Below are 26,841 nucleotides of genomic sequence, written 5' to 3' on the forward strand. Positions count from 1 at the left end.
TCGGTGCCACCCCAGGTCAATCGGCCGTATAAGGCTGGTAATTCCGACGCGGTCGCCGAGAGGATCGCCGAGCTCAACCGCGACCAGTTCGGCATGTCGTGGTCGCTGCCGCTCGAGGACGGCGCCTCCGCATTGGTGCCGGTGGTCAGCGTGCGGGACTGGCTGCCACGCGTAGCCCTGGCCCTCGACAGCGAGGCCGGCCGCGCAGCAGTCGCCAAGCACTGCACCAGCGTCACAGCAGTGCTGGATTGCGCGCCGGTCGTGGGCTCATTCGCCAACCTGCACACCGGCCGCGGCATCACCGCCGCGCAAGCGACCATAGCGGAACAGACCAGCTACTCGGACAAGACCATCCGCAAGGTGCTCTACGTGCTGCGTGATCTCGGGCTCGCCAAGGACATGAAGACCGGCCGTCGGCTGTCCACGATCGAGATCGCGGCCGCACACGCCCACCACGGCGGCCGCCAGCTCAACGCGGCCAGCGTGTGGCATCTGACCGTCCCCCGCCCGTCAGCGGCCACCGAGGCCCCACTGACGCCGCGCCGGAAGTCGGCGAGCCTGGGCCGGATGAACCGCGCCGCGCACATCGCCGCGGCCGCCGAAATAAAGCCGGAAACAATGTCGTCCCCGACCAGCAGCGATGTGGTCAGCGGGCACCTATCTTCACGTACTGAAGTACGTGAAGATCCTTACGCTGGTACTGATGATTTTCTTCTCAATGAATCTTACGTTGGGAAAAAATCACCAACGCGCGCGCAAAGCGCGCACGCGGGCAAAAATTCTCGCAAAAAAGCCAAAAACGCCAGGACGGGCAGGGATCCGCGACCGCTGCACCTGCAGCTGGCGGCCGCCGGACTCGCGGCCCGCATCGTCGTCCGGGGGTCGATCACGCTCGACCAGTGGCTGTCTGACCACGGAATCCACATCGGCGCCTTCGCCGACGTCCTGACCAGGGTTGGGATCGACACCGCCCGCTGGAGCGGTGTGGGCATCAAAACCCATCTCGACGTCACGAGCTGCGCAAAAGGCCTGGACTGGCCCGATCGGATCAACAACCCCCTGGCCTTCCTGCAGATCCGGCTCGCAGGCCTGGACTGGTCCGGGCCCGCTCCCGGCGAATTCACGGACCGCAAACACCGTGCAGGCACCTCAACCGCCCCTCGCCCGAATTGTGAGCTCTGCGGCGGCGGCGGATGGGTTCTCGGTCTCGATGGGGAGGCTGTCGAGCCCGTGATCTGGTGCAAGTGCCCGACCGATCTCACAGCCAAGCAGGCAGTGGTCGAGTCGCTGGCGGCCGCGGCCGGCACCGGCACCGCGGGGTCCGCCGCTGGCGGCCAGGGCGTGGCTATCCCGGCATGGCGCAAGGCACGTGCGGCCCTGGATCTGCGCAACCCCCGCCTCAGGAAGCAGTCACCGGTCTCCAGGCCCACCTTCCGGCGATCCCGGACTTCGACCCCTATGCACCCCACCAACTTCGCCGACCCGATCCCTCGTCTTGCGGCAGATAACGCGCCAGCAGGCCACACAGACCCCATTTCGAGCGTTAACAGGACGAGCACGGACCCGCGTGAGACAGAGCCGGCGGCCGGAGACCAGTGCATGCTATGCCAGAAAGCCCCAGGCACAGTGCGCACGTCGATGCCGTCGCAGCCGCTGGTGTGTGATCCGTGCTGGGACAGCGCTGGATTCGCCGGTGTCCCAGCACCTGCCGGTACGGCCGCGGTCGGTTATCCCCGAGCCATGTCGGCGAATCGGCTCAGGTGAAGCTGATGGGCAACGGTGAATATCGCGGTCGGCCCATGTCGGTTCTTGGCCAGATGCAGGTCGGCTTCACCACCACGCGGATGGTCCCGCTCCCACGCGTCAGGACGATCAAGAAGGATCACGTAGTCCGCAATATGGGCGATGGTGCCCGAATCACGCAGATCCGCCAGGCTCATCGCCACCGGAAACGGTTGCCGCGGGCCAGGATTGGTGGACAACTGGGCGGTGGTGACGACCACGGTGTTGGTGTCGAGCGCGAAGGCCTTCAGCCGCCGAGTGATCTCACCGACCTCACGTTCACGGTTCTCATACGACATGTCCTGGCGGGCGGTCAGCAGATGCAGCGAGTCGATCACGATCAGTCGCATGCCGTACATCTCGGTGAGCTTGCCGAGGAAGCTGGTCACCGAGGCGATATCGCGGTCCTTGGGGCGGGTGATCGCGAGCGGCGCCTCGCTGACCTGGGTCATGCGTCTGGCCAGCTTCGTCCAGTCGTCGTCGGTCATGCGCCCGGTCTGCAAATCGTAGTGCTTGATCTTCGCCTCAGCGCTGATCACCCGCTGGGTCACCGCCACTGGTGTGTTGTCCAAAACCACATAGGCAGCGGGAATTCCGTGCTTGATCGCGGCGTGCCGCGCGAAGTCCAGTGCCAGCGTGCTGGACCCCACGCCCGGATGGCCAGCAACCACCGTGAGCGATCCCGGTCCGAGACCGTTGGTGATTTCATCGAGCATGGCGAACCCTGTCGGAACACCGATCGATTTCCCGCTGGCGACGGCGTCGACGTTGTCCATCATCGGCTGGAACAACTCCTCGATGAACGACCCATCAGCCTCTTCGAAACCGGCCGCCACGCCGACGTTTTCGTCATCATCGACTGGCGCCTGGTCCTCGTTTTCGCTGAAGTCATCCCCGATCTGGCTTCCCGCCGCGGGGGTCTCAGTGGAGTCTGGCACCCGCTCGTTATACCCCAGCCACCTGACTCCACTGTCCCGGATCCGACAGAAAGTGAAGTACCACAGTGCATCTCAAAAACTGGAAGGACATCGTCGGTGAGGAGATCGCGGCCCACTGCACTCCTGTAGCGCTTCGGGACAACGTTCTGATCATCCATGTCACCGGCGGATCTGCGTGGGCCGTGCAGCTGCGGATGCTGCAAGGACTGCTGCTGAAACGGATCGCCGAAATCGGAGGGGAACAGATCACAGCGCTGCGGATCGTGGATCCCGCCGCCGAATTCGCCGAACAGTTCGACCTGGTCGGGGACCTTCTTGTGCCGATGATGGACGAGATCGACACCGCTGTCAGCGCCGGCGTCCCTGGGCGGATCTCGTCCGGCTTCGCCCGGTTCGACGAGATCACCGCAGGAGGGTTTCAGGGCGGAACGTTGACCGTCCTTGCTGGTTCTCCTGGCGCGGGATCCACTGCGCTCGCGCTCGGGTTTGTCCGTACCGCCGCGATCCGGCACCGGATCGGCGCGGCCTACTTGCCTCTGGGTACTTCCCCATGGTCGATCACTCAACGGCTGCTCTCCGCTGAGGCCGGAATCGAAACGGAACGCTTGAAAACAGGACGGCTATCCCAGCTCGACCGCAGGACGGTGGCGCGCTGCCGATCTGAGATCGACAAAGCACCACTGGTGATCAAACGCCCCGATAGCCGCGATATCACGGTGCTCACCCAACAGATCACGGAGCTGGCCGCCGACGGCGCGCGCCTGAGCGTCGTCGACCCGCTGCACAAGATCAACATAGGCGACCTCCCCTTCGAGAACCGGCAACGGGAAGTCTCCGAAGTCACCCGCCAATTGAAAGTTCTCGCTCTCGACACCAACACAGCGATCATCACCACCGCACACCTGTCCTCACCACGCCAACGGATCGACTACCGCCAGCACCTGTCAGACCTGCGCGAATCAGGCTCCATAGCCCATATCGCGGACCTCGTAGTCCTGATCAATCGACCCAGCCTCTGGACCGATGACACACCCCGCATCGACGAGGTCGACCTGGATATCGCCAAGCACCGCCACGGCCCTGCCGACGTAGAACTCACCGTTGAGCACCAACTCCATCTGTCGCGACTGATCGGCCCGGGCCAGGTGCGTCGGCAGTGGTAAGCCTGATCGGCGGTGAGACGACGCCGAGCAACGAAAACATCGTCGTCACCCAACCATGAGGTGGCCACAGACGACCACCAGCACCGGGGTCGATCGGGATCCAGCACGAGGAATTAGCCCGTAACCTGGGCAAATTGGCCGATTAGAAGCTGGGCCAGGACGAAAACCACGATCATCCATCCACAGCTCCGGGCAGCCTACTACAGGATTTCTCTCACAGGAAAGAACTACAGGGGCCCCGGCGATTCCACCTATGACCAGCGAAAATGCGGCGGCCTGGTCGGCCGTTTATGCGTAACGGTCGGCCGTTTATGCGTGCCATCTTGGTATTTTCCAGCTCTGCGGGTCGGCCGTTTATGCGTGGATAACTCGCCCTGAACGCCGAGTTATCCACAGGCGCGCTGGGTCGGCCGTTTATGCGTGAGAACCACCGCAGCGCCAACCACGGTCGGCCGTTTATGCGTTGACCCGCGCACCCGGTCGGCCGTTTATGCGCACCACTGGTTGTCGGTCAACGCCTGCCCGAGAAGGCAGTGCGCGGTGGACCGGTCGGCTGTTTATGCGTAGCAATGCCCCTAATGGCGTCCGCCGCCAGCACGCCGTACTCACCCCCGCAAAACGGGCGATAATGGCCGCCGCAGTATCGAGGGTTACGCCCGCTGTACTGGCGTTATGCAGGACGTCGGGTCGGCCGTTTATGCGCAGCGGACCCTGATCCCTGCCCTCTGCCTGATCTTGGTCGGCCGTTTATGCGTACCGGTCTGGTGATCTTGCCTGTCGATCCGCACGCGACACGCCACCGCAGCTCAGCCCACGTCCCGCAAGCGTGCGTGCCATGCTTGATACCCATGTCGTCCCGAGAGTTGGAGCTGGCCAGCGCCGCCGCCGAACTCTGGACCTCCCCCGATCAAGAGATCGGCTACCTCGCAAGGCTTTTCAGCCAGACCAGCCTCCCATACCAGAACCCCGGCGACCTTCCCGTCTGGTATCGGCGCAACGGCGCCCTGACCCTCACCGTCCAGCCGGGCGTGCGGATCGACGCTCACGGCAACCCGAAAAGCCTGGGATACCCCTACGGCACCGTGCCGCGGCTCCTGCTGACCTGGCTGTCGACCGAAGCGGTCCGAACCAAGAGCCCCGAGCTGGTCCTCGGTGAGTCACTGTCGGAATTCATGCGCAAACTCGACCTGACCCCCACCGGCGGCAAGAACGGCACCATCACCCGACTCCGCGGGCAGATGGAAAGACTCTTCCAAGCCAACCTGTCCGTCCGCATCGACGACGGCGACCCCGACCACCAGGCCGGGGCCAAACTATCGGTCGCATCCAGCTACGACCTGTGGTGGGCCAAGGGCGACCAACCCGCCCTCCTACCATCCACCGTGCGCCTCACCGGCGAATTCTTCGACGAAGTCACCACCAGGCCCGTCCCCGTAGACCTCGGCGCGCTCCGCGCGCTGCGCCGCTCCCCCATGCGCCTGGACATCTACGCCTGGCTCACCCACCGCATGAGCTACCTACAACGCCAGACCGTCATCCCCTGGGAGGCGCTGCGCTTCCAATTCGGGTCCATCCTCAAAGACACCAAACAAGGCCGCCAGCAGTTCAAGCGGGACTTCGAGCGCCACCTCAAAGAAGTACTCGTCGTCTACCGCGACGCGCGCGTCGAGATCACCCCCGCCGGCGTCGTTCTGAAACCGAGCTTCACCCACGTCCCGTTCAAGGGCGTCCGCGCCTTGCAGAGAAGCGCAGACGCCTTGGAAGGCAACAGCTTCAGCTGATTCTCCAGGTCGGATCCGCGTGGTCCGTGCAGCTGCGGAGACTGGGCATTTCGCTCATCGTGAATAGCCGCGTTCGATCCGGGACCGGGTGAACGCTTTGGCCGGAGTGCCGCGGCATTCAATGCCACGGAGGTGTCGACGTGTGCCTTCAAGCGGCGGGGCAGCGTCCAGGACAGTGGTGGGATGTTCCAGGGCGTAGCGCTTGCGCGCGGCCGCGGCCCGGTCGGCATCGCGGCCGGTGACGGCGAGCGAGTACGCCTGGATCTTCTTCGAGCGGGCCTCGCGGCTGAACTTGGTCAGCTCGTCGTGGCGCGGCCCGGCTGGCACGGTGGTCCGCAGTTCCTTGTCGAGCTGCGCGAGGGCGCGCCCGATCTCCGCGATCCGCGTGATAGTGGTGGCGTCACGAGGGAGCAATCTCAGCTCCTCGAGCACATCGCCGAATCGTTGTTCCAGACTGCGCATTTCACAGCTCCCCTTGCCTCGTAGCGGCCTGATCGGCCCGCCGACCGGGTTCAGAGACCAGAGTACGACCAGACACCGACAGCGCCAGCAGATCGGACGCCATGTGCGCGCCGGTTGCTTATTCGACCTGGGTGCTGGCTGTGTCGCCCTCGGGGCGCGGCCTGTCAGCTTCTGCCTCACTCGACATCGCCGAGACGGCGGGCACCGCGAGCAGGGTCAGCGCGAGCTGCGCGCGAATGTTGTTTCGCTGTGCCTCGTTGGTGATGGCGGCCGCCAGTTCACGCGCCGCGCTCAGCCGTCGGTCATCACGACTTTCTTCTCGCAGGAGCGCACCCTGCTCAAGCATGCTGCGCCGGGCTCGGTTCGATTGGACGAAGAACAGGGAGGCGGTCAGGTTGATGACGATGCCTGCGGTGGAAGCGACGATGCTGGCGTAACGGTCCCCGGTGCCCGGTGCATTCCAGATCGCAAGGCCGATACCGATCAGCAGGACGGTTGCACCGATCACGGCGAACGTGAGACTGATGCGGAAGCTGTTGCGCGCCTGAGCAAGCCCCTGGGTGTACATCTCCCGCAGGATGGCTTCCTGCTTTTCCATCGACTCCGAGACACGGGCAGCTTCGGTGTCGGGAACGAAGCTGGTGATCGTATCGACCGATGCGCCTTCGCTGACGTTGATTATGGTCTGCGGCCGAGGGGTGACCCCTTTTGCGATGTCATCACGAACCTGGTCCGCCTCGGTCGCCAAGGAACCAACCCCAGCGGCAAGCTGCGTGATAAATAGCGGTGCCGCCACTCCAAAAACCGCACCGGCAGTCGGCGGAAGGTCCGGAACGGCTGCTGCGACGGCGAACGCCAGCCCGGCTCCGAGCACACATCGGATGAATACGGCCAACGCGTAGATTGCGCCCGATCCGTCCTCCCAAGGCCACTCTTTGGTTCGACGTGTGCCTTCAAGGAACATGACCGCGCTGTAGGCGACCGCTCCTGCCGCCCCCCACAGGGCAAACTCCCACATAGCAACAGAACGTTAGGTGCATGAAGCCAGTGAAGCGACCAGTTCGCCAGATACCGGGTCGTGTGACTTCCTTGAGGTGCCTGCTGGCTCTCACCAGCCGGATATACGCGCGCGCGGGGCCCGGGCACCGTGGTGGCTGTAACGAAACGCCTTGAAGGCCGGGAGTACGCCAGTTCAGGCTGCCAACAGCACAGGAACGCAGCAGTCCGAAGGGGGTGTACAAAGCCGGGGAAGTTGGAAAATAATCAAAGAAGAAATGAAGGAAGTAATCTAGAAATCTTGGGAATCTTCCATTATGATGGAAGATAGCAACTACGAAGGAGCGGAAATTGAGCAACGAGCTGGATCGCATTCACTCGGTCACGACCCGCTTGCGCGGATACGACCTGGTATTGCTCGATCAGGCCATCGCGCAGTGGAAATTGACAGTCGGATCTCGGAAGATCGACACCTCCGTGGCATTGAATGCCGCGGCACTCCTGATCATCCGCGCGGGCGACGAAAACCTCATTCGAGAGCATGCCGAACGGAAGGGCATGCCTGATCAGGACCTCGAAAAGCTGATCGGATACTACAAGTGGTTTTTCGACGAGTACTTCGAGGTCCTGCGAGACGTGGTCGAGACGCGGAAAAGGCTGGACGGCCGCCGCAAAGGCGACAGTGGGGAGGAATAAACGAACGGTCCCAGGTGCGCACGGAAGGAAGATTGCCACCTGGGACCGATTACGTTACACTCCGCAACCATGCCAAGAATAAACGACGACAATGGAAGTTACGATGGAAATAAATAACGGAAAGAAGGAAGAAAGTAATTAAAGTAAGTTTCAGAAACTTACTTTAATTACTTTCTTCCTTCTTTCCGTTATTTATTTCCATCGTAACTTCCATTGTCGTCGTTTATTCTTGGCATGGTTGCGGAGTGTAACGTAATCGGTCCCAGGTGGCAATCTTCCTTCCGTGCGCACCTGGGACCGTTCGTTTATTCCTCCCCACTGTCGCCTTTGCGGCGGCCGTCCAGCCTTTTCCGCGTCTCGACCACGTCTCGCAGGACCTCGAAGTACTCGTCGAAAAACCACTTGTAGTATCCGATCAGCTTTTCGAGGTCCTGATCAGGCATGCCCTTCCGTTCGGCATGCTCTCGAATGAGGTTTTCGTCGCCCGCGCGGATGATCAGGAGTGCCGCGGCATTCAATGCCACGGAGGTGTCGATCTTCCGAGATCCGACTGTCAATTTCCACTGCGCGATGGCCTGATCGAGCAATACCAGGTCGTATCCGCGCAAGCGGGTCGTGACCGAGTGAATGCGATCCAGCTCGTTGCTCAATTTCCGCTCCTTCGTAGTTGCTATCTTCCATCATAATGGAAGATTCCCAAGATTTCTAGATTACTTCCTTCATTTCTTCTTTGATTATTTTCCAACTTCCCCGGCTTTGTACACCCCCTTCGGACTGCTGCGTTCCTGTGCTGTTGGCAGCCTGAACTGGCGTACTCCCGGCCTTCAAGGCGTTTCGTTACAGCCACCACGGTGCCCGGGCCCCGCGCGCGCGTATATCCGGCTGGTGAGAGCCAGCAGGCACCTCAAGGAAGTCACACGACCCGGTATCTGGCGAACTGGTCGCTTCACTGGCTTCATGCACCTAACGTTCTGTTGCTATGTGGGAGTTTGCCCTGTGGGGGGCGGCAGGAGCGGTCGCCTACAGCGCGGTCATGTTCCTTGAAGGCACACGTCGAACCAAAGAGTGGCCTTGGGAGGACGGATCGGGCGCAATCTACGCGTTGGCCGTATTCATCCGATGTGTGCTCGGAGCCGGGCTGGCGTTCGCCGTCGCAGCAGCCGTTCCGGACCTTCCGCCGACTGCCGGTGCGGTTTTTGGAGTGGCGGCACCGCTATTTATCACGCAGCTTGCCGCTGGGGTTGGTTCCTTGGCGACCGAGGCGGACCAGGTTCGTGATGACATCGCAAAAGGGGTCACCCCTCGGCCGCAGACCATAATCAACGTCAGCGAAGGCGCATCGGTCGATACGATCACCAGCTTCGTTCCCGACACCGAAGCTGCCCGTGTCTCGGAGTCGATGGAAAAGCAGGAAGCCATCCTGCGGGAGATGTACACCCAGGGGCTTGCTCAGGCGCGCAACAGCTTCCGCATCAGTCTCACGTTCGCCGTGATCGGTGCAACCGTCCTGCTGATCGGTATCGGCCTTGCGATCTGGAATGCACCGGGCACCGGGGACCGTTACGCCAGCATCGTCGCTTCCACCGCAGGCATCGTCATCAACCTGACCGCCTCCCTGTTCTTCGTCCAATCGAACCGAGCCCGGCGCAGCATGCTTGAGCAGGGTGCGCTCCTGCGAGAAGAAAGTCGTGATGACCGACGGCTGAGCGCGGCGCGTGAACTGGCGGCCGCCATCACCAACGAGGCACAGCGAAACAACATTCGCGCGCAGCTCGCGCTGACCCTGCTCGCGGTGCCCGCCGTCTCGGCGATGTCGAGTGAGGCAGAAGCTGACAGGCCGCGCCCCGAGGGCGACACAGCCAGCACCCAGGTCGAATAAGCAACCGGCGCGCACATGGCGTCCGATCTGCTGGCGCTGTCGGTGTCTGGTCGTACTCTGGTCTCTGAACCCGGTCGGCGGGCCGATCAGGCCGCTACGAGGCAAGGGGAGCTGTGAAATGCGCAGTCTGGAACAACGATTCGGCGATGTGCTCGAGGAGCTGAGATTGCTCCCTCGTGACGCCACCACTATCACGCGGATCGCGGAGATCGGGCGCGCCCTCGCGCAGCTCGACAAGGAACTGCGGACCACCGTGCCAGCCGGGCCGCGCCACGACGAGCTGACCAAGTTCAGCCGCGAGGCCCGCTCGAAGAAGATCCAGGCGTACTCGCTCGCCGTCACCGGCCGCGATGCCGACCGGGCCGCGGCCGCGCGCAAGCGCTACGCCCTGGAACATCCCACCACTGTCCTGGACGCTGCCCCGCCGCTTGAAGGCACACGTCGACACCTCCGTGGCATTGAATGCCGCGGCACTCCGGCCAAAGCGTTCACCCGGTCCCGGATCGAACGCGGCTATTCACGATGAGCGAAATGCCCAGTCTCCGCAGCTGCACGGACCACGCGGATCCGACCTGGAGAATCAGCTGAAGCTGTTGCCTTCCAAGGCGTCTGCGCTTCTCTGCAAGGCGCGGACGCCCTTGAACGGGACGTGGGTGAAGCTCGGTTTCAGAACGACGCCGGCGGGGGTGATCTCGACGCGCGCGTCGCGGTAGACGACGAGTACTTCTTTGAGGTGGCGCTCGAAGTCCCGCTTGAACTGCTGGCGGCCTTGTTTGGTGTCTTTGAGGATGGACCCGAATTGGAAGCGCAGCGCCTCCCAGGGGATGACGGTCTGGCGTTGTAGGTAGCTCATGCGGTGGGTGAGCCAGGCGTAGATGTCCAGGCGCATGGGGGAGCGGCGCAGCGCGCGGAGCGCGCCGAGGTCTACGGGGACGGGCCTGGTGGTGACTTCGTCGAAGAATTCGCCGGTGAGGCGCACGGTGGATGGTAGGAGGGCGGGTTGGTCGCCCTTGGCCCACCACAGGTCGTAGCTGGATGCGACCGATAGTTTGGCCCCGGCCTGGTGGTCGGGGTCGCCGTCGTCGATGCGGACGGACAGGTTGGCTTGGAAGAGTCTTTCCATCTGCCCGCGGAGTCGGGTGATGGTGCCGTTCTTGCCGCCGGTGGGGGTCAGGTCGAGTTTGCGCATGAATTCCGACAGTGACTCACCGAGGACCAGCTCGGGGCTCTTGGTTCGGACCGCTTCGGTCGACAGCCAGGTCAGCAGGAGCCGCGGCACGGTGCCGTAGGGGTATCCCAGGCTTTTCGGGTTGCCGTGAGCGTCGATCCGCACGCCCGGCTGGACGGTGAGGGTCAGGGCGCCGTTGCGCCGATACCAGACGGGAAGGTCGCCGGGGTTCTGGTATGGGAGGCTGGTCTGGCTGAAAAGCCTTGCGAGGTAGCCGATCTCTTGATCGGGGGAGGTCCAGAGTTCGGCGGCGGCGCTGGCCAGCTCCAACTCTCGGGACGACATGGGTATCAAGCATGGCACGCACGCTTGCGGGACGTGGGCTGAGCTGCGGTGGCGTGTCGCGTGCGGATCGACAGGCAAGATCACCAGACCGGTACGCATAAACGGCCGACCAAGATCAGGCAGAGGGCAGGGATCAGGGTCCGCTGCGCATAAACGGCCGACCCGACGTCCTGCATAACGCCAGTACAGCGGGCGTAACCCTCGATACTGCGGCGGCCATTATCGCCCGTTTTGCGGGGGTGAGTACGGCGTGCTGGCGGCGGACGCCATTAGGGGCATTGCTACGCATAAACAGCCGACCGGTCCACCGCGCACTGCCTTCTCGGGCAGGCGTTGACCGACAACCAGTGGTGCGCATAAACGGCCGACCGGGTGCGCGGGTCAACGCATAAACGGCCGACCGTGGTTGGCGCTGCGGTGGTTCTCACGCATAAACGGCCGACCCAGCGCGCCTGTGGATAACTCGGCGTTCAGGGCGAGTTATCCACGCATAAACGGCCGACCCGCAGAGCTGGAAAATACCAAGATGGCACGCATAAACGGCCGACCGTTACGCATAAACGGCCGACCAGGCCGCCGCATTTTCGCTGGTCATAGGTGGAATCGCCGGGGCCCCTGTAGTTCTTTCCTGTGAGAGAAATCCTGTAGTAGGCTGCCCGGAGCTGTGGATGGATGATCGTGGTTTTCGTCCTGGCCCAGCTTCTAATCGGCCAATTTGCCCAGGTTACGGGCTAATTCCTCGTGCTGGATCCCGATCGACCCCGGTGCTGGTGGTCGTCTGTGGCCACCTCATGGTTGGGTGACGACGATGTTTTCGTTGCTCGGCGTCGTCTCACCGCCGATCAGGCTTACCACTGCCGACGCACCTGGCCCGGGCCGATCAGTCGCGACAGATGGAGTTGGTGCTCAACGGTGAGTTCTACGTCGGCAGGGCCGTGGCGGTGCTTGGCGATATCCAGGTCGACCTCGTCGATGCGGGGTGTGTCATCGGTCCAGAGGCTGGGTCGATTGATCAGGACTACGAGGTCCGCGATATGGGCTATGGAGCCTGATTCGCGCAGGTCTGACAGGTGCTGGCGGTAGTCGATCCGTTGGCGTGGTGAGGACAGGTGTGCGGTGGTGATGATCGCTGTGTTGGTGTCGAGAGCGAGAACTTTCAATTGGCGGGTGACTTCGGAGACTTCCCGTTGCCGGTTCTCGAAGGGGAGGTCGCCTATGTTGATCTTGTGCAGCGGGTCGACGACGCTCAGGCGCGCGCCGTCGGCGGCCAGCTCCGTGATCTGTTGGGTGAGCACCGTGATATCGCGGCTATCGGGGCGTTTGATCACCAGTGGTGCTTTGTCGATCTCAGATCGGCAGCGCGCCACCGTCCTGCGGTCGAGCTGGGATAGCCGTCCTGTTTTCAAGCGTTCCGTTTCGATTCCGGCCTCAGCGGAGAGCAGCCGTTGAGTGATCGACCATGGGGAAGTACCCAGAGGCAAGTAGGCCGCGCCGATCCGGTGCCGGATCGCGGCGGTACGGACAAACCCGAGCGCGAGCGCAGTGGATCCCGCGCCAGGAGAACCAGCAAGGACGGTCAACGTTCCGCCCTGAAACCCTCCTGCGGTGATCTCGTCGAACCGGGCGAAGCCGGACGAGATCCGCCCAGGGACGCCGGCGCTGACAGCGGTGTCGATCTCGTCCATCATCGGCACAAGAAGGTCCCCGACCAGGTCGAACTGTTCGGCGAATTCGGCGGCGGGATCCACGATCCGCAGCGCTGTGATCTGTTCCCCTCCGATTTCGGCGATCCGTTTCAGCAGCAGTCCTTGCAGCATCCGCAGCTGCACGGCCCACGCAGATCCGCCGGTGACATGGATGATCAGAACGTTGTCCCGAAGCGCTACAGGAGTGCAGTGGGCCGCGATCTCCTCACCGACGATGTCCTTCCAGTTTTTGAGATGCACTGTGGTACTTCACTTTCTGTCGGATCCGGGACAGTGGAGTCAGGTGGCTGGGGTATAACGAGCGGGTGCCAGACTCCACTGAGACCCCCGCGGCGGGAAGCCAGATCGGGGATGACTTCAGCGAAAACGAGGACCAGGCGCCAGTCGATGATGACGAAAACGTCGGCGTGGCGGCCGGTTTCGAAGAGGCTGATGGGTCGTTCATCGAGGAGTTGTTCCAGCCGATGATGGACAACGTCGACGCCGTCGCCAGCGGGAAATCGATCGGTGTTCCGACAGGGTTCGCCATGCTCGATGAAATCACCAACGGTCTCGGACCGGGATCGCTCACGGTGGTTGCTGGCCATCCGGGCGTGGGGTCCAGCACGCTGGCACTGGACTTCGCGCGGCACGCCGCGATCAAGCACGGAATTCCCGCTGCCTATGTGGTTTTGGACAACACACCAGTGGCGGTGACCCAGCGGGTGATCAGCGCTGAGGCGAAGATCAAGCACTACGATTTGCAGACCGGGCGCATGACCGACGACGACTGGACGAAGCTGGCCAGACGCATGACCCAGGTCAGCGAGGCGCCGCTCGCGATCACCCGCCCCAAGGACCGCGATATCGCCTCGGTGACCAGCTTCCTCGGCAAGCTCACCGAGATGTACGGCATGCGACTGATCGTGATCGACTCGCTGCATCTGCTGACCGCCCGCCAGGACATGTCGTATGAGAACCGTGAACGTGAGGTCGGTGAGATCACTCGGCGGCTGAAGGCCTTCGCGCTCGACACCAACACCGTGGTCGTCACCACCGCCCAGTTGTCCACCAATCCTGGCCCGCGGCAACCGTTTCCGGTGGCGATGAGCCTGGCGGATCTGCGTGATTCGGGCACCATCGCCCATATTGCGGACTACGTGATCCTTCTTGATCGTCCTGACGCGTGGGAGCGGGACCATCCGCGTGGTGGTGAAGCCGACCTGCATCTGGCCAAGAACCGACATGGGCCGACCGCGATATTCACCGTTGCCCATCAGCTTCACCTGAGCCGATTCGCCGACATGGCTCGGGGATAACCGACCGCGGCCGTACCGGCAGGTGCTGGGACACCGGCGAATCCAGCGCTGTCCCAGCACGGATCACACACCAGCGGCTGCGACGGCATCGACGTGCGCACTGTGCCTGGGGCTTTCTGGCATAGCATGCACTGGTCTCCGGCCGCCGGCTCTGTCTCACGCGGGTCCGTGCTCGTCCTGTTAACGCTCGAAATGGGGTCTGTGTGGCCTGCTGGCGCGTTATCTGCCGCAAGACGAGGGATCGGGTCGGCGAAGTTGGTGGGGTGCATAGGGGTCGAAGTCCGGGATCGCCGGAAGGTGGGCCTGGAGACCGGTGACTGCTTCCTGAGGCGGGGGTTGCGCAGATCCAGGGCCGCACGTGCCTTGCGCCATGCCGGGATAGCCACGCCCTGGCCGCCAGCGGCGGACCCCGCGGTGCCGGTGCCGGCCGCGGCCGCCAGCGACTCGACCACTGCCTGCTTGGCTGTGAGATCGGTCGGGCACTTGCACCAGATCACGGGCTCGACAGCCTCCCCATCGAGACCGAGAACCCATCCGCCGCCGCCGCAGAGCTCACAATTCGGGCGAGGGGCGGTTGAGGTGCCTGCACGGTGTTTGCGGTCCGTGAATTCGCCGGGAGCGGGCCCGGACCAGTCCAGGCCTGCGAGCCGGATCTGCAGGAAGGCCAGGGGGTTGTTGATCCGATCGGGCCAGTCCAGGCCTTTTGCGCAGCTCGTGACGTCGAGATGGGTTTTGATGCCCACACCGCTCCAGCGGGCGGTGTCGATCCCAACCCTGGTCAGGACGTCGGCGAAGGCGCCGATGTGGATTCCGTGGTCAGACAGCCACTGGTCGAGCGTGATCGACCCCCGGACGACGATGCGGGCCGCGAGTCCGGCGGCCGCCAGCTGCAGGTGCAGCGGTCGCGGATCCCTGCCCGTCCTGGCGTTTTTGGCTTTTTTGCGAGAATTTTTGCCCGCGTGCGCGCTTTGCGCGCGCGTTGGTGATTTTTTCCCAACGTAAGATTCATTGAGAAGAAAATCATCAGTACCAGCGTAAGGATCTTCACGTACTTCAGTACGTGAAGATAGGTGCCCGCTGACCACATCGCTGCTGGTCGGGGACGACATTGTTTCCGGCTTTATTTCGGCGGCCGCGGCGATGTGCGCGGCGCGGTTCATCCGGCCCAGGCTCGCCGACTTCCGGCGCGGCGTCAGTGGGGCCTCGGTGGCCGCTGACGGGCGGGGGACGGTCAGATGCCACACGCTGGCCGCGTTGAGCTGGCGGCCGCCGTGGTGGGCGTGTGCGGCCGCGATCTCGATCGTGGACAGCCGACGGCCGGTCTTCATGTCCTTGGCGAGCCCGAGATCACGCAGCACGTAGAGCACCTTGCGGATGGTCTTGTCCGAGTAGCTGGTCTGTTCCGCTATGGTCGCTTGCGCGGCGGTGATGCCGCGGCCGGTGTGCAGGTTGGCGAATGAGCCCACGACCGGCGCGCAATCCAGCACTGCTGTGACGCTGGTGCAGTGCTTGGCGACTGCTGCGCGGCCGGCCTCGCTGTCGAGGGCCAGGGCTACGCGTGGCAGCCAGTCCCGCACGCTGACCACCGGCACCAATGCGGAGGCGCCGTCCTCGAGCGGCAGCGACCACGACATGCCGAACTGGTCGCGGTTGAGCTCGGCGATCCTCTCGGCGACCGCGTCGGAATTACCAGCCTTATACGGCCGATTGACCTGGGGTGGCACCGATTTAGATGAAGTTGTGACCAGGTTATCTATCTGGCTAGCACACGTTGTGCAAGAGCGTGCTTTAACATGGGACCGGTTATCCAACGGGTTCCTTTCAGGGACACGACAAAGGCGCCGCTTCTCGGAGCGGTTTCTTTGGAAAGCAGCAGGTGAGCGATCGTTTGGCCGCGAAGGGCTCAGCCTGCTGATGTGTGGTTGTTCAGTTAGTTAGGTGTTGGACACCTAGGTGGTCCACCTCCTTCGGGCTTCCGGTTGCGGTTTCGGCGCGCCGGAGCCATGCGGCGGTTGCGGGACGTCGATCATCACGGATCGACCGTCCCGCACGCCGGAGTCTCTAATCGACAGCGCGAGAACCCATTCTGGGCCCTTTGATCCTCGGCGGTCATGACTTCACCCTTGCCCAGCCAGTCGGCGTGTCGGGAGATAGCAAGGGTTAGCAACCGCGGCGGTGGTGATTGGGCGCGCGTGAATCGCTGCGCCAGCATCGTCATCGCGTCGAGCACTCTGTCCCTTCCTGGGAGTCAGAGCCAGGTGCGACACGCGGTCGTATGGCGGGTCCAATCCACACATGTCGGTGTGTGGCTGTATCGTCATACGCGCGACCCACACAATTTGTGTGAGCGCACCCGACTTGGGTTCCGGAACCCGTCCTCTTTCGTTTCGCGGCGAGTGGGAGGATGGGTTCTTTTTTTGTCACGCTTCGGGTTTGGCGGGGGAGTAGACCCTGCCAACTCCTTACCCCACCACATTCTGGGGCCTGAGGGTGCCTACGACACGCGTACCCACACAAAGTGTGTGACATCCTGATCAGCAAATTTTCAGCCATCGGTTGTCTCGAGATGTGTTGCATCAGGCCGGTTTTCAGACGCCAGCGGCGGCATCGTCGTCATCAGGGAGATCGTCTGGGCTGAAGCCGAACAGGCTGATGCCGTTGTGGCGCACCGTCAGATCCAGGTAGCGCTGCTTCGCCGCTGACGCGGACACCGGCGCGTAAACGGAATCGACCCTCTCCCAGGGGACCCCGGCGTGCTGCGCGGCTTCCAGGGCGGTGATTTCGATGAGATCGAGACGCTCGCGTAGTACGGCCACCTTCTGCAGCAGCGCGATCAGAGCGCTGTGATCGAGTGTCGGCCATTCATTGGTGTTGTCGAGCCCGTCGACCGTCGTCTCCAGGGTCTGCAGCATGCTGAGCGTTTCGTCCAGCTGCTCGTAGTGGGTTGTCCAGGTTCGTATGTCGTGGTCGGTTCGCTCGGCGTCCAACTTCCGGAGAATGGCAATCCGGGCATTCGTCAAATGGTCGTCGGTGGTCATCTGCTTTACCTCCTACTTGGTCACCGGGTGCGGTCCGGTGACCAAGGCCGCGGCTTTGATCGCCCTGTCGACTGTCGAGTGCGCCAACCCCATCGCGGTGGCGATGCCGTTCGCTGTCATGTGTGGCTGTGAGGCAGCCTCATAGATCTGGGTGAGGATCTCGACCGACTGCTTCGACAGACCACGCTCGCTGACCTTCTGCGCGAGCACCATTGCCTCTGTGGGTACCGCCGCCTCGATCTCGCCGGATTGCTCCTTGTGCAGGGCGAGCGCCAGCCGGATCCGGGTTTCGGCGTCATGGATGTCGCGGGAAAGGCGAGCCATGGTCTCCATGACCTCACCCATGGTCGACTGGGCGCGATCCAGGATGGTTTGTGCGGCGCACAGATGTTGCACTGAATCAAACTGCTGCGGCGTCGGTTTCGTTGTCACTGATCAGTTCCCCTGCTTCCTCAGCTCGATGACGCGGCCACCACCGCGGTGCTCGTGACGGATCTCGGCGACGGTCCTACGGATGCTCTCCACGGTGCTGTGCGACATCTTCGTCTCTGGCGCATTCGCGATGGCGTTGTTCTTCTCGTTGGCGTCGATCGCGGTGATGACCGCAGCAACCGTTTCCACGGGCTTGGTCTTCGCGATTCCGCGAGCCTTCACCTCCGCGGCAAGTTCGAACACCGGTGACATCCACTGTGGCTGCAGGGCCGCCGCTGTCGCGGTGCCTGCTCCGACCGCCATCGTGGTGGTGCGGGCCTGGGCGCGCATCGGTGCGGGCGAGGCCTCGACGCGGGACGGAGTCGACTGGTGCGGGGTGGTGCGGGGTCGCACTGCGGCCACAGCTCCGGACTCGACCGGATCGTGTTCGACGTCTGTCTCGATCGGCTCGACGCTCGAGTTCACAGCGGTGCGGGCCGCCGCAGCCGGTGCATCACTACCGGTGGACTGGTGCGGGTTTTCGGTGCGGGTCCGCACCAACAGCAGGTCAGCGACCTCATCCGCGTGGGTGTGGACGATGGCGTCCTCCAGCTCGCCCGCACCAGGTGCGGGCTCGGCACCAGTGTCATCCCGCACTGCGTGTGCGGGTGCGGGGTCGGAACCCGCAGCAGTGCGGGCGTCATCCCGCACTGCGGGTTCCGCTACGGGTGCGGGTCCCGCAGTGCCCGCAGTGGTGCGGGTCGCCGAGTGCGAGTGTGGGTGCGGGGTGGTCCGCACTGCGGGCTCAGGTCTGGGTTGGTTCTCCACGCCCGCACCACTGTCCCGCACCACTGCGGGGGCCTGCTCGAGTGCGGGCGTGGTGGCATCGATGCGCTCCGACTCGATGCGCGTTGCGGTGGTCGGTACGTCTGTCAGTCGAGCGAGCTCGGCCAGGCGCGCGGTGATGTCGGATTCGGCTTCGGTGATCGAGTTCGTCACGGCCTCGATCGCGCGGCTGTAGCGCTTGGACGCGGCGTCGTGGATGACGAGTGCGAAGCCGATCATCACCGGCGCGATCATGTGCACAGCGATGCCATAGACGTTGCCGTCGCCGATGTAGGGGTAGGTGTTGAGACCGATTGTCACGAGCAGCAGCGCGACCTCGGCGGTGCGAACTTTCCATTCGTCCTCGTCGATGACCCACTCGGCGGTGTCGCTTGCGCTGATCGCGATTGCGATCAGCATTCCGCTGATGAGTCCCTCAAGACCGTAGGACAGCCACCACATGGGGTTGCCGACTCCACCGGTCGGGGCGATGTTCTGCTGCACCGTGACCGCGGAAAAGATCATGGCGAACGCCATCAGCAGCGTCAGCCCGCGCAGCACCTTGCCGCGGCGCCGATGCAACCAGGCCAGGCGGGCGTGTGGGCTGTGCTGGCGACGCTGCTCGACGATGGCCTGGCGTGCGGTCACCAGGTCGTCGGCCTCTTGGTCGGCGAGGCGGTCGGCAGTGCGCCGCATCCGTTCGGCAGCCGTGGCCGCCGTTTCGACGCGCGCGAGGTCTTCGCGGCGCCCGTAGTCGCGAATGCGTTCGGCCAGCTCGCGATTCGCGGCCAGCTCCCGCTCCGACAGCGCGTCAAGCAGCGCGGGATCGTGTTGGAAGGCCAACCGGCCGCGGGCGGTCTGCACGCGTTCGGACAGTTCGCCGGAAGTCAGATCCTTATCGGCGATCGGCGGGGATTTGGGCTTGAGCCGGAGGTTCATCATCGGGCTGTCCTCTACAAGCGGCGAGTAGCATAAGACTGGCAGACTGTTGGACTGTTAGCAGTGTGCCATGTTGACAGCTTAGCAGTTCCGATCGACAGCTGACTCGGATCGAACACCGAGAGTGTGTGTCGAGCGCTGATTCGCAAGCCTGCCCAGGTGCTTGGCTTGGATTTCCCGTCGACCAGCCGCGCCGATGCCGGCATGCGCGCCAACGGCGCTGCGTGAGGCCGACCGCGGCGGGCACCATCCCGGATGCGTCCGCGCTGATCGCGCTGCCTCACAGCATCTATGGCCCGAACGCTCGTTGATATCAGCGTCTGCGAGCTACGCCCTTTGGTCATCCTCGCCGCCAGCCTGTCCGTCGCAGCAACGGCCGGTGCCGACCTCTGTCGATCTTGAGCTTCTCTGGCAGTGCGCGGGCCGCGAAATGCGTTCATGTCACCAGTTTTTCGCGACCCCGAGTCGCTTTTCGCCGTCTTTCTGTCGCGTTTCAGTGTTGCCGAGTCTCTTTTTGTCTCTTTCCGGGAGTTCTGGACTCAGTCCGAACGAACGTCGCTGCTGTGAGGTGTGGCGAAGTGCAATCATGGCGCCGAGCATGCCCGGGAATCGTTCGTCAGTCATAGAGTTGCGATGCTGCCAAGACCGCTGCCAATTCAGCAGCACCCTAGGCGAAGTGCAAAGGGGAGAGGGGAGATGACCCAGAGCCGATCAACGCGAAAGGCCCCGCTGATTAGGCGGGGCCTTTCTACCTGGGCAACGGGTGCCCTATGGTCACAGCGACGCTCTACCAACTGAGCTACACCCCCATGAGTGGAGGTGACGGGACTCGAACCCGCGACCTTCGCAGTTGCCCGAATCGTATACCGGGGCACCGACATCGAGCACTTCCTGTCCGATCTCAGTGAAACCATGGCCTGCATGCCCGAGAAGCCGAAGTCCACGCACACCGCCGACGCCCTCGAGAAAATGCGCCAAGTCGAGGAGATGCAACGACATCGCGACGTCCAGCACCTGATCAAGTCGGCATCTGGCTGGATGGGCGAAGCCATGAACGCGTGGAGCGACGACGACTACGGAAAAGTCGCCCTACTGGCTCCATTGGCCGTCGAGCACCTTGGCAAGGCTGTGCTGTGGAAAACGAACCCCGTGCTGGTCGTACCGCTGTCACAGGAAGCCGAAGCGAGCCTGGTAAAGCTGGCGACCACACCTAGCCTCACCGACCCCAAGCTCAGAACTGTTGGCCTCAAACTGCTCTTGAACAGGATCGAGGCAGTGACAGGGGCGCTGCCACTCAACAACAGCCGCCGCAATCGCATGGTTGAAGTACGAAATGGGGCAATGCATATCGCCTCGTCAGAGACATCCCGCCACATACTCACCGACTCCCTGACCCTGTGCAACCTCTTCCTCGAACAGCTGGAATCCGCGCCCGAGCTGTTCTACGGCGACCACAGGTGGAACGTCAAAGATCTAGTCGCACAGGGCCGTTCCGACGTCCAACACCGCGTCGCGCAGAAACTCGCCCGCGCGCGCAGACACCTCACCCTGCTGGAAGAACGGCTCGGCGAGACCCTGTTCCAAGAAACGACCGAACGGCTCCAGGATGACGCCGCCTACGACCTCGATGATGGGGGATGGGCTGTCGACTGGGCCTGTCCGGAATGTGGAAGCCACGGACGGATAACAGGTCCGATCGACTTGAGCCAAGCCATCAATTACGACTGCGACCCTGATGGGCCGGACGACCCGCATACCGGCGACTGGGAAGTCACGATTTCCCCGACCAGCTTCAGCTGCAACGTCTGCCGCCTCACGCTGGCCGGCGCAGATGAACTTCTGGCAGGCGGGCTACCCGCCTATGCAACCTCCATCTCTACCGACGACCTCGGGCCAGACTTCGACCCCGCCCGCGAGGCAGAACGCCTCTACGGAATCAATGACTGAGGGCTACGCCACCGGAAGGAAGGCGCGGCCGCGGTTGTACTTCTGCTCGAAGTCGGTGATCTTTTCCCGCACACTGGCATCGACGAGCGCGGCCAAACTCGCTGTGCCCGGTTCGTTCGGATATGCCAGGCTCAACCCGCATCACGACCTCACGCGCGTATTCGAGCAGCGCGGTATCCCAGTTGATGCCCTGCTGCTTCTTGCGATCCGAGCGCCGACGGGCAGCGGGCCGGTCATCGTATTCGATGACACGAACAAGGTGCTCTCTGACGGTGTTGGTGTGTTAAGCAGGCATGACTGGTCGCCCTATCGAGGCCATCGCTTGATCAGCGGCTCGCGGCGCGTCGTTTCGCGGACAGCAAACATATTCGCGGGAGTCCCCGGTCGGATCCTCGTGTGGTCTTATGGTTTCCGTGTCGCCACCAAGTTTTCGGAGGCGACGAACTCAAGCCGGACATCCCGTTTGTCCCCCCATGGGGGATAAAACACATCCGCGTACCCGCCTGTCCTGCGGCAAGAACGGCATGCCTCGGGGCAGAATCGCCACGGCAAGGTATCTCGAAAGGACTGTGCATCATGGCGGCGCAACCCACTGTTTTCGGCAATCACAAGGGCGGCGTCGGCAAAACGCAGGAGCTCACACTGCTCGCCGCTGAACTCGCTCAACGCCAGCGCCAAGACGGGAAGCCCCGGAGAATTCTCTGCATCGACCTTGATCCGCAAGGCAACCTCACCCGCCGCATGGGCTACCTCGAGGAGCAGATCGAGCAACGGCCCAGCATGGCCGAGGTAATCCACTCGGCATCACCAGAAGTGCTGCAAGCCAGCCTGCTCCCATGCCAATGGGAGGGCGACTGGGCCGACAACATCACCTTGGCCCCCTCACGCATCGAGCTCGAAAACCGTGTCCCGGAAGCGGGGGTTCCGGGCTCACACCTGCGGCTGCGTCAAGCTCTCGCTCCTCTGCTGAATGACTACGACGATGTCCTCATTGATGTCGCGCCAACGCTCGGGCATCTGCTGCATCTCGCGCTCGCGTCCCGCGCGCCCGACCATGACGGTGTCGGCGTCAACGTGGTCGCGGTCATGACGCCCGACTACGACGGGCTCCGTGGCGCGCGGCGCTTGGCCGCCATGATGAGCGACCCGCACTACGAGTTGTCGCTGAACATGCGCGCCCGCCTGATCGGCGTCGTCATCAACAAGGTCCGCACCGGCGTTTCAACCCACAAGACACGCACGGAAGAAGCGATCGAGACGTGGGGGAATACCGTCTGGTCGCCGTCGCTGCACCTGAGCGCCGGCGCCGAGCGAGCCGTCGAATTCAGCGAGCCACCCCAGTCCGCCGACGACGCCAAAACCCGCATCGCCATGAAAATCGCCGCAGAGTCCTACGTGGACAGGTACCTCGCCGCGCTCGGCGAACCGGAATTGCAGAAGGTGACGAGCTGATGAGCCGCCGCGAAATCCCGAAGGTTGAAGGCACGGCTGTTGTTCTTGAGCGCGGAGTCGCCGGGGGATCCGGTGCACCCACGCAGGTGCCACTAACCAGCGCTCCTGCCGCTGTGACCGTCGCGGAGATCCCCGAGCCATACGACCAGCCCGACGCCACCGGGGCGCTCACCGCGAAGGAACGCAACCACCTCGCGGCGTGCGAGGCCGCACTGGACGTACTGCGGATCGCGTTCTGGCGTGCGGGCAAGGCTCTCAAGGTGATCTCCGATGCTCGCCTGTACCGGGAGTCTCACGACACCTTCGAGGCGTACGTGGTGGATCGGTGGCAGATGCAGACATCCCAGGCCTATCGGCTCATCAGCGCCGCCGCAGTCGCGGAGCCCATCGCTTTGTCCCCCATGGGGGACAAAATCAACGAGCGCCAGGTGCGTGAGCTGTTGCCCGTGGCCGATAAGCACGGCAATCAGGCAGCCGTCGATCTGTATCTGGCCCTTGTCCAGGAAGCCGCCAACGCCAACGGAAGCGGCCCCAAGGTCACTGCGAACCTCGTGCAGAAGACCGTCGCCGCCGCCGTCGCCGCACTACCGCCCGGCGTTGTATGGGACCGCGACACGATCACCCAGATTGTGCGCAGCGTCCTCGGATTAACCGGCGAACAGGTCGACGACGACCAAGCCGCCGATGAGGCCCCGTCTGCGTGGTTCGAGACGGAGGGATCCCGGGTAGCAACGCTTGCCGACAAGGTGGCCAAGCGCGCCCAGAAGCACCCCGACGAGGCCCGCGCCTTCGCGGCCGCGCTCATCGAGCATGCCCGCCGGATCGAGAAGGCACTCAACAAGCCAAAAGAGGCGTGACCTGCCCGCTTAACGGTTCCCGAGTTCTCCCCGATGCCGTTCGGTGACTCTGGCCCCGTCGTCGGAGACAGGACTCTGCCGAAATCGGCGAGTTCTACTGGCATCCCCGCTACCCCTGGACAGCGTCAACAGGGGTCATACACGGGCAGCAGGCGCCGCGAAGCCGTCCGGCCACCTTGTGGACTCGTCGTACGCCACGTCGGTCAGGTCCGCGTCGGTGAGGTTCGCGCTGAACAGGTGCGCGCTGGCCAAGTTCGCGCCGGTGAGGTCTGCGCTGGCCAGGTCCGCGCTGGCCAAGTTTGCGCTGGTGAGGTCTGCACCGGTCAAGTCCGCGTGGGTCAGGTCCGCGCTGGCTACATACGCGGCGGTCAGGTTCGCACCGGTCAAGTCCGTGCCGAACAGGTGTGCGCTGGTCAGGTCCGCGTCGGTCAGGTCCGCTCTGGTTAGGTCCGCGCTGGGCAGCTTCGCTTCGTGCAAGTTCGTATGTCTCAGCTTCGCGTCGGTCAGGTTCGCGCCGATCAGCTTCGCGCCGGTCAAGTCCGCGCTGGTCAGGTCCGCTCCGTGTAGGTCATAGCGGTACCTCGACCATTGATCTGCGTGGCGGCGGATCACCGCGGCGATCGAATGACGTACTTCCTGGTCTTCAGGTCCTGTGGAGGCGCGTAGGTAAGCGCACAGCAAGTCGAGGCAGACCCGCGCCTCCTCATGCAGCGTTCTGTTGTTCCAGTCGTCGGCCAATGCCGCCAAGCCGTAGACCCCAGCTTGGCGGACCGCAGGAGAAGTGTGGGCGAGTTGCTCGGCGCAGGTGGTGTAGCGCTCCCGTAGGCCCTTGGTCTGTTCCAGCGCGTGCGTCCGCGAGAAATGTCGTTCGGCCTGGCTGCGGGTCAGTAGCACACCGGTCAGTGCAATCAGCGCGACCACCACCGCCAGCGCACCGGTGATGACGGTCGCGTACGGCTGGGTCAACCCGCCTGCTGCAATGGCTTGCACCGCAAGTGTGGTCGGTTCCGGCACCAGCGTCGTCGTAGCACCGGGTTGTGCGGCGGCGGTACCGGCCCCAGCCGCCGAGACCACGAACACGGTGGCCAGCCCCCCGAAAGTCCTCCTCATTCCGCCGATCCTGTCACCGATACGACTCTCTCACCGCAGGGAAACACCGGTGCGCTCAAGCAGCACTCGGGACTATTGACGATTCGGATTAACGAGGTCGGGCACGCCACGATCTTGTTACGATTCCTAATATGAAGCGTAATACGTCCCTGAGCGTGGACTCTGCTGTGCTGGAGCAGGCCAAACTGGCAGCCGACGCTGACGGGGTCACCTTGTCTGCGTTCGCCGAGAGCGCACTGCTGGACAAGGTGATGCGCAACTCGGCCCGCATCGCCGCCAGCTACGAGTACAGCCAGGGCCGTGACACCGCTGACTACTTCGCCCAGGTCGAGGCCGAACGCGCCGCGATGGCCGAGGTCATCCGCGCCAGTGGCGCCGCCTGGTGACCGCAGCCCCTCCCGCCCACGGCGAACTGTGGCGCTACCTGCCGACCATCGCCGGCCGCGAGAAACCCTCATCCCTGAGCGGGGACCGCGTGCTCATAGTCCAGCGGACCAGCATCAACTCGATCCTGCCGACCGTGCTGGCGATCCCGATCGAGCACGCGCCACGCATGCCCGGCCTCGCCGTCGAGCTGTCCGACGACGACCCGCTGCCAGGCCTGTCCGCCGTCGTCTACCGCATCCACCCGCTGTACACGGCCTGGCTCACCGAACGCATCGGCGTCGTGACCGAGGCGACCATGCGCCAAGTCGTCGGCACCCTGGTCAAGCTGATCACCGACTGAAAAGCGGGTCGCATTGAGTCGGGCGTAGGGACCTCAAGTCTCGAATCCGTTGCGGTGGGAGTGATTTCGTACGCAAGCTGCCGGTAGTTTCAGGCAAGATCACAGAATGGGATGGGGCTCAGGGATTCACGACTCGTCAGCGCCGAGCCACGAACAACGGATGCATCGAGCGGTCGGAGTCAGCAGCCTCAAACTGATCTGCCATACAGACACCTGGCGTGCGCTGGATCGGCTATGGGTCGGCTTATTCTTCGCCGAGGCATCGAGAGTGCCGACAGACCGGGTCACGGCCCGTGGAGGCGACATGGTCGAAGTCGTTCTCTCGGGTCCGAATCTGGTGATGCTGCTCAAGCTCACCCACCGCCAGCGCTTGGCCCCGGAAACACGGGCTCTCACCAGGCGGGTATACGAGCAGGTCGCGAAGGTGATCGACGCGGTCGACCCCGATGCCAATCCTGGCCAGCCCATCCCTCCGATCGTTCTGGACGACAAGCTGGGCAACAACGAATGATGGCCATCCGCAACGCCGCGGCCGCCGCAATGATCATCGCCTGCGGCGTAGAAGCCACCCTCGCCATCGGGCCGGCGGGAACTGCAGTGATGCATCTGTCCGCATTCATGTCGTGGTTGACCTGGTTGATCCCGCCGATGGTGTATCTCGCCGGGATGGGCGTCGTATGGGAACGTCGGGCGCAACCACGGCTGTATCGCGCTACCCGCCAAGGGCTTTTCGGCATGGGCGCTTGCCTGGCCGTTGTGGCGTTCTGCACGTCGATCGAACGTTTTCCCGGCCTCTACCCGGCGGCGTTCGCGCGGGGACTTGCAGCTGGCGCAGGTTTGGTCGTCCTCGCCGTGGTCTTCATACCTGCGTCCCGCCGCGAGAATGCTTCTACTGTGGGCTGATGGCAACCGCAATCATCGAGATGGACGACGTCTTGTTCACGCGGATACAGCAGGCAGCCGGAGAGAACTTCTCAGAATGGGTCTCCAAGGCGTGCCGGTCTCGGCTACTGGCCGACGCAGCCCGGGACGCGGCCGTCTGGGAGCACACACACCCCGCCGAGGCCGCCCAGGAGCGCGCCGAAGAATCCGCCCGATCCCTGGAATCCGAAGCCGAACACGAGATCCAGTACCAGGCCGAGGAAGCGGCCCGCCGCCGCGGCGGCGACCAGACCGAGCCGACCGCCGAGGAAATCGCCGAGGCCGAGCAACGAGTGCGCGCGCTCTTCGAGCGCGCCGACCGCCGACTTCGTGAACACGGAGAAGGCGACTGAGACGGGAGCCTGTTAGACGTGCGCGACCATGCTGTCGACCAGCGCGA

Annotated in this window: 27 protein-coding genes and 2 pseudogenes; 16 read left to right on the plus strand and 13 right to left on the minus strand. The window is 63.6% G+C overall.

Annotation, left to right across the window (positions count from 1 at the left end; genetic code table 11):
- Positions 1-3: 3 nt before the first annotated feature.
- Positions 4-1,764 carry a hypothetical protein gene (locus ACQP0C_RS41505; protein ID WP_433734930.1) on the plus strand — a complete coding sequence of 587 codons (1,761 nt, stop codon included), beginning with the start codon at positions 4-6 and terminating at the stop codon, positions 1,762-1,764.
- Here the strand turns inward: ACQP0C_RS41505 and ACQP0C_RS41510 are convergent.
- Positions 1,728-2,720 carry a DnaB-like helicase C-terminal domain-containing protein gene (locus ACQP0C_RS41510; protein WP_433734931.1) on the minus strand — a complete coding sequence of 331 codons (993 nt, stop codon included), beginning with the start codon at positions 2,718-2,720 and terminating at the stop codon, positions 1,728-1,730. The two genes, ACQP0C_RS41505 and ACQP0C_RS41510, sit on opposite strands and share 37 nt — an antisense overlap.
- 65 nt (positions 2,721-2,785) lie before the next feature.
- On the opposite strand from ACQP0C_RS41510, the pseudogene ACQP0C_RS41515 reads away from it, so the two are divergent.
- The 3 genes and pseudogenes from ACQP0C_RS41515 to ACQP0C_RS41525 form a co-directional block, all read left to right on the plus strand.
- Positions 2,786-2,971, plus strand: a pseudogene (locus ACQP0C_RS41515) (DciA family protein); the annotation flags it as partial.
- A gap of 12 nt (positions 2,972-2,983) precedes the next feature.
- Complete coding sequence (locus ACQP0C_RS41520; RefSeq protein ID WP_433734936.1) at positions 2,984-3,883, plus strand: DnaB-like helicase C-terminal domain-containing protein; 900 nt, start codon at positions 2,984-2,986, stop codon at positions 3,881-3,883.
- 848 nt (positions 3,884-4,731) lie between these two features.
- A complete protein-coding gene (locus tag ACQP0C_RS41525) occupies positions 4,732-5,664 on the plus strand; it encodes a replication protein RepA (protein WP_433734932.1) in 933 nt (310 codons plus the stop codon).
- A 54-nt stretch (positions 5,665-5,718) separates the two neighbouring features.
- On the opposite strand, the gene ACQP0C_RS41530 is transcribed toward ACQP0C_RS41525, so the two are convergent.
- Together ACQP0C_RS41530 and ACQP0C_RS41535 are read right to left on the minus strand one after the other, a co-directional pair.
- The gene (locus ACQP0C_RS41530; RefSeq protein WP_433734933.1) at positions 5,719-6,126 is read right to left on the minus strand and encodes a hypothetical protein; all 408 of its coding nucleotides are present in this window, start codon (positions 6,124-6,126) and stop codon (positions 5,719-5,721) included.
- A 118-nt stretch (positions 6,127-6,244) separates the two neighbouring features.
- The gene (locus tag ACQP0C_RS41535) at positions 6,245-7,144 is read right to left on the minus strand and encodes a TRADD-N-associated membrane domain-containing protein (RefSeq protein WP_433734934.1); all 900 of its coding nucleotides are present in this window, start codon (positions 7,142-7,144) and stop codon (positions 6,245-6,247) included.
- Positions 7,145-7,473: 329 nt separating this feature from the next.
- On the opposite strand from ACQP0C_RS41535, the gene ACQP0C_RS41540 reads away from it, so the two are divergent.
- Entirely contained in the window at positions 7,474-7,818 is a 345-nt protein-coding gene (locus ACQP0C_RS41540; RefSeq protein WP_433734935.1) for a hypothetical protein, read from the plus strand.
- A 305-nt stretch (positions 7,819-8,123) separates the two neighbouring features.
- Here ACQP0C_RS41540 and ACQP0C_RS41545 read toward each other — a convergent pair whose 3' ends face one another.
- Positions 8,124-8,468 carry a hypothetical protein gene (locus tag ACQP0C_RS41545; protein ID WP_433734935.1) on the minus strand — a complete coding sequence of 115 codons (345 nt, stop codon included), beginning with the start codon at positions 8,466-8,468 and terminating at the stop codon, positions 8,124-8,126.
- Between the two features lie 329 nt (positions 8,469-8,797).
- Between ACQP0C_RS41545 and ACQP0C_RS41550 the strand changes: the two genes are divergently transcribed.
- Both ACQP0C_RS41550 and ACQP0C_RS41555 read left to right on the plus strand, forming a co-directional pair.
- On the plus strand, positions 8,798-9,697 hold the full coding sequence (locus ACQP0C_RS41550; RefSeq protein ID WP_433734934.1) for a TRADD-N-associated membrane domain-containing protein: 900 nt from the start codon (positions 8,798-8,800) through the stop codon (positions 9,695-9,697).
- A gap of 118 nt (positions 9,698-9,815) precedes the next feature.
- A complete protein-coding gene (locus ACQP0C_RS41555) occupies positions 9,816-10,223 on the plus strand; it encodes a hypothetical protein (protein WP_433734933.1) in 408 nt (135 codons plus the stop codon).
- Positions 10,224-10,277: 54 nt separating this feature from the next.
- Here ACQP0C_RS41555 and ACQP0C_RS41560 read toward each other — a convergent pair whose 3' ends face one another.
- From ACQP0C_RS41560 to ACQP0C_RS41570, 3 genes and pseudogenes are all read right to left on the minus strand, one after another.
- On the minus strand, positions 10,278-11,210 hold the full coding sequence (locus ACQP0C_RS41560) for a replication protein RepA (RefSeq protein WP_433734932.1): 933 nt from the start codon (positions 11,208-11,210) through the stop codon (positions 10,278-10,280).
- An 848-nt stretch (positions 11,211-12,058) separates the two neighbouring features.
- On the minus strand, positions 12,059-12,958 hold the full coding sequence (locus ACQP0C_RS41565; protein ID WP_433734936.1) for a DnaB-like helicase C-terminal domain-containing protein: 900 nt from the start codon (positions 12,956-12,958) through the stop codon (positions 12,059-12,061).
- Between the two features lie 12 nt (positions 12,959-12,970).
- Positions 12,971-13,156: pseudogene (locus tag ACQP0C_RS41570) on the minus strand (DciA family protein); the annotation flags it as partial.
- Positions 13,157-13,221: 65 nt separating this feature from the next.
- Here ACQP0C_RS41570 and ACQP0C_RS41575 point away from each other — a divergent pair.
- Entirely contained in the window at positions 13,222-14,214 is a 993-nt protein-coding gene (locus tag ACQP0C_RS41575; protein ID WP_433734931.1) for a DnaB-like helicase C-terminal domain-containing protein, read from the plus strand.
- On the opposite strand, the gene ACQP0C_RS41580 is transcribed toward ACQP0C_RS41575, so the two are convergent.
- From ACQP0C_RS41580 to ACQP0C_RS41595, 4 genes are all read right to left on the minus strand, one after another.
- Positions 14,178-15,938 (minus strand): hypothetical protein, encoded by a 1,761-nt coding sequence (locus ACQP0C_RS41580; protein ID WP_433734930.1) that lies wholly within the window; start codon positions 15,936-15,938, stop codon positions 14,178-14,180. The genes ACQP0C_RS41575 and ACQP0C_RS41580 overlap by 37 nt on opposite strands.
- 864 nt (positions 15,939-16,802) lie before the next feature.
- The gene (locus ACQP0C_RS41585; RefSeq protein ID WP_433734929.1) at positions 16,803-17,252 is read right to left on the minus strand and encodes a hypothetical protein; all 450 of its coding nucleotides are present in this window, start codon (positions 17,250-17,252) and stop codon (positions 16,803-16,805) included.
- A 12-nt stretch (positions 17,253-17,264) separates the two neighbouring features.
- Complete coding sequence (locus ACQP0C_RS41590) at positions 17,265-17,648, minus strand: hypothetical protein (protein ID WP_433734928.1); 384 nt, start codon at positions 17,646-17,648, stop codon at positions 17,265-17,267.
- A 39-nt stretch (positions 17,649-17,687) separates the two neighbouring features.
- A complete protein-coding gene (locus ACQP0C_RS41595) occupies positions 17,688-19,430 on the minus strand; it encodes a hypothetical protein (protein WP_433734927.1) in 1,743 nt (580 codons plus the stop codon).
- Between the two features lie 816 nt (positions 19,431-20,246).
- On the opposite strand from ACQP0C_RS41595, the gene ACQP0C_RS41600 reads away from it, so the two are divergent.
- Positions 20,247-21,374: a hypothetical protein gene (locus ACQP0C_RS41600; RefSeq protein ID WP_433734926.1), complete on the plus strand. Its 1,128-nt coding sequence runs from the start codon at positions 20,247-20,249 to the stop codon at positions 21,372-21,374.
- Between the two features lie 3 nt (positions 21,375-21,377).
- On the opposite strand, the gene ACQP0C_RS41605 is transcribed toward ACQP0C_RS41600, so the two are convergent.
- Positions 21,378-21,509: a hypothetical protein gene (locus ACQP0C_RS41605; protein ID WP_433734925.1), complete on the minus strand. Its 132-nt coding sequence runs from the start codon at positions 21,507-21,509 to the stop codon at positions 21,378-21,380.
- Between the two features lie 441 nt (positions 21,510-21,950).
- Between ACQP0C_RS41605 and ACQP0C_RS41610 the strand changes: the two genes are divergently transcribed.
- Both ACQP0C_RS41610 and ACQP0C_RS41615 read left to right on the plus strand, forming a co-directional pair.
- Positions 21,951-22,826, plus strand: coding sequence for a ParA family protein (locus ACQP0C_RS41610; protein WP_433734924.1), 876 nt, complete (start codon positions 21,951-21,953; stop codon positions 22,824-22,826).
- Positions 22,826-23,683, plus strand: a complete 858-nt coding sequence (locus ACQP0C_RS41615) for a hypothetical protein (RefSeq protein ID WP_433734923.1) — start codon at positions 22,826-22,828, stop codon at positions 23,681-23,683. Before ACQP0C_RS41610 ends, ACQP0C_RS41615 begins: the two co-directional genes overlap by 1 nt.
- 135 nt (positions 23,684-23,818) lie before the next feature.
- On the opposite strand, the gene ACQP0C_RS41620 is transcribed toward ACQP0C_RS41615, so the two are convergent.
- A complete protein-coding gene (locus ACQP0C_RS41620) occupies positions 23,819-24,793 on the minus strand; it encodes a pentapeptide repeat-containing protein (protein WP_433734922.1) in 975 nt (324 codons plus the stop codon).
- A 131-nt stretch (positions 24,794-24,924) separates the two neighbouring features.
- Between ACQP0C_RS41620 and ACQP0C_RS41625 the strand changes: the two genes are divergently transcribed.
- From ACQP0C_RS41625 to ACQP0C_RS41645, 5 genes are all read left to right on the plus strand, one after another.
- Positions 24,925-25,179, plus strand: coding sequence for a hypothetical protein (locus ACQP0C_RS41625; RefSeq protein ID WP_433734921.1), 255 nt, complete (start codon positions 24,925-24,927; stop codon positions 25,177-25,179).
- The gene (locus tag ACQP0C_RS41630) at positions 25,176-25,520 is read left to right on the plus strand and encodes a type II toxin-antitoxin system PemK/MazF family toxin (RefSeq protein ID WP_433734920.1); all 345 of its coding nucleotides are present in this window, start codon (positions 25,176-25,178) and stop codon (positions 25,518-25,520) included. The genes ACQP0C_RS41625 and ACQP0C_RS41630 overlap by 4 nt, the downstream gene beginning before the upstream one ends.
- Positions 25,521-25,824: 304 nt before the next feature.
- Positions 25,825-26,031, plus strand: a complete 207-nt coding sequence (locus ACQP0C_RS41635; RefSeq protein WP_433734919.1) for a hypothetical protein — start codon at positions 25,825-25,827, stop codon at positions 26,029-26,031.
- On the plus strand, positions 26,031-26,423 hold the full coding sequence (locus ACQP0C_RS41640) for a hypothetical protein (protein ID WP_433734918.1): 393 nt from the start codon (positions 26,031-26,033) through the stop codon (positions 26,421-26,423). The genes ACQP0C_RS41635 and ACQP0C_RS41640 overlap by 1 nt, the downstream gene beginning before the upstream one ends.
- On the plus strand, positions 26,423-26,794 hold the full coding sequence (locus ACQP0C_RS41645) for a hypothetical protein (protein WP_433734917.1): 372 nt from the start codon (positions 26,423-26,425) through the stop codon (positions 26,792-26,794). Before ACQP0C_RS41640 ends, ACQP0C_RS41645 begins: the two co-directional genes overlap by 1 nt.
- The last annotated feature ends 47 nt before the right edge of the window (positions 26,795-26,841 follow it).

The sequence above is a fragment of the Nocardia sp. CA-129566 genome (assembly GCF_050956075.1).
Lineage (GTDB): Bacteria > Actinomycetota > Actinomycetes > Mycobacteriales > Mycobacteriaceae > Nocardia.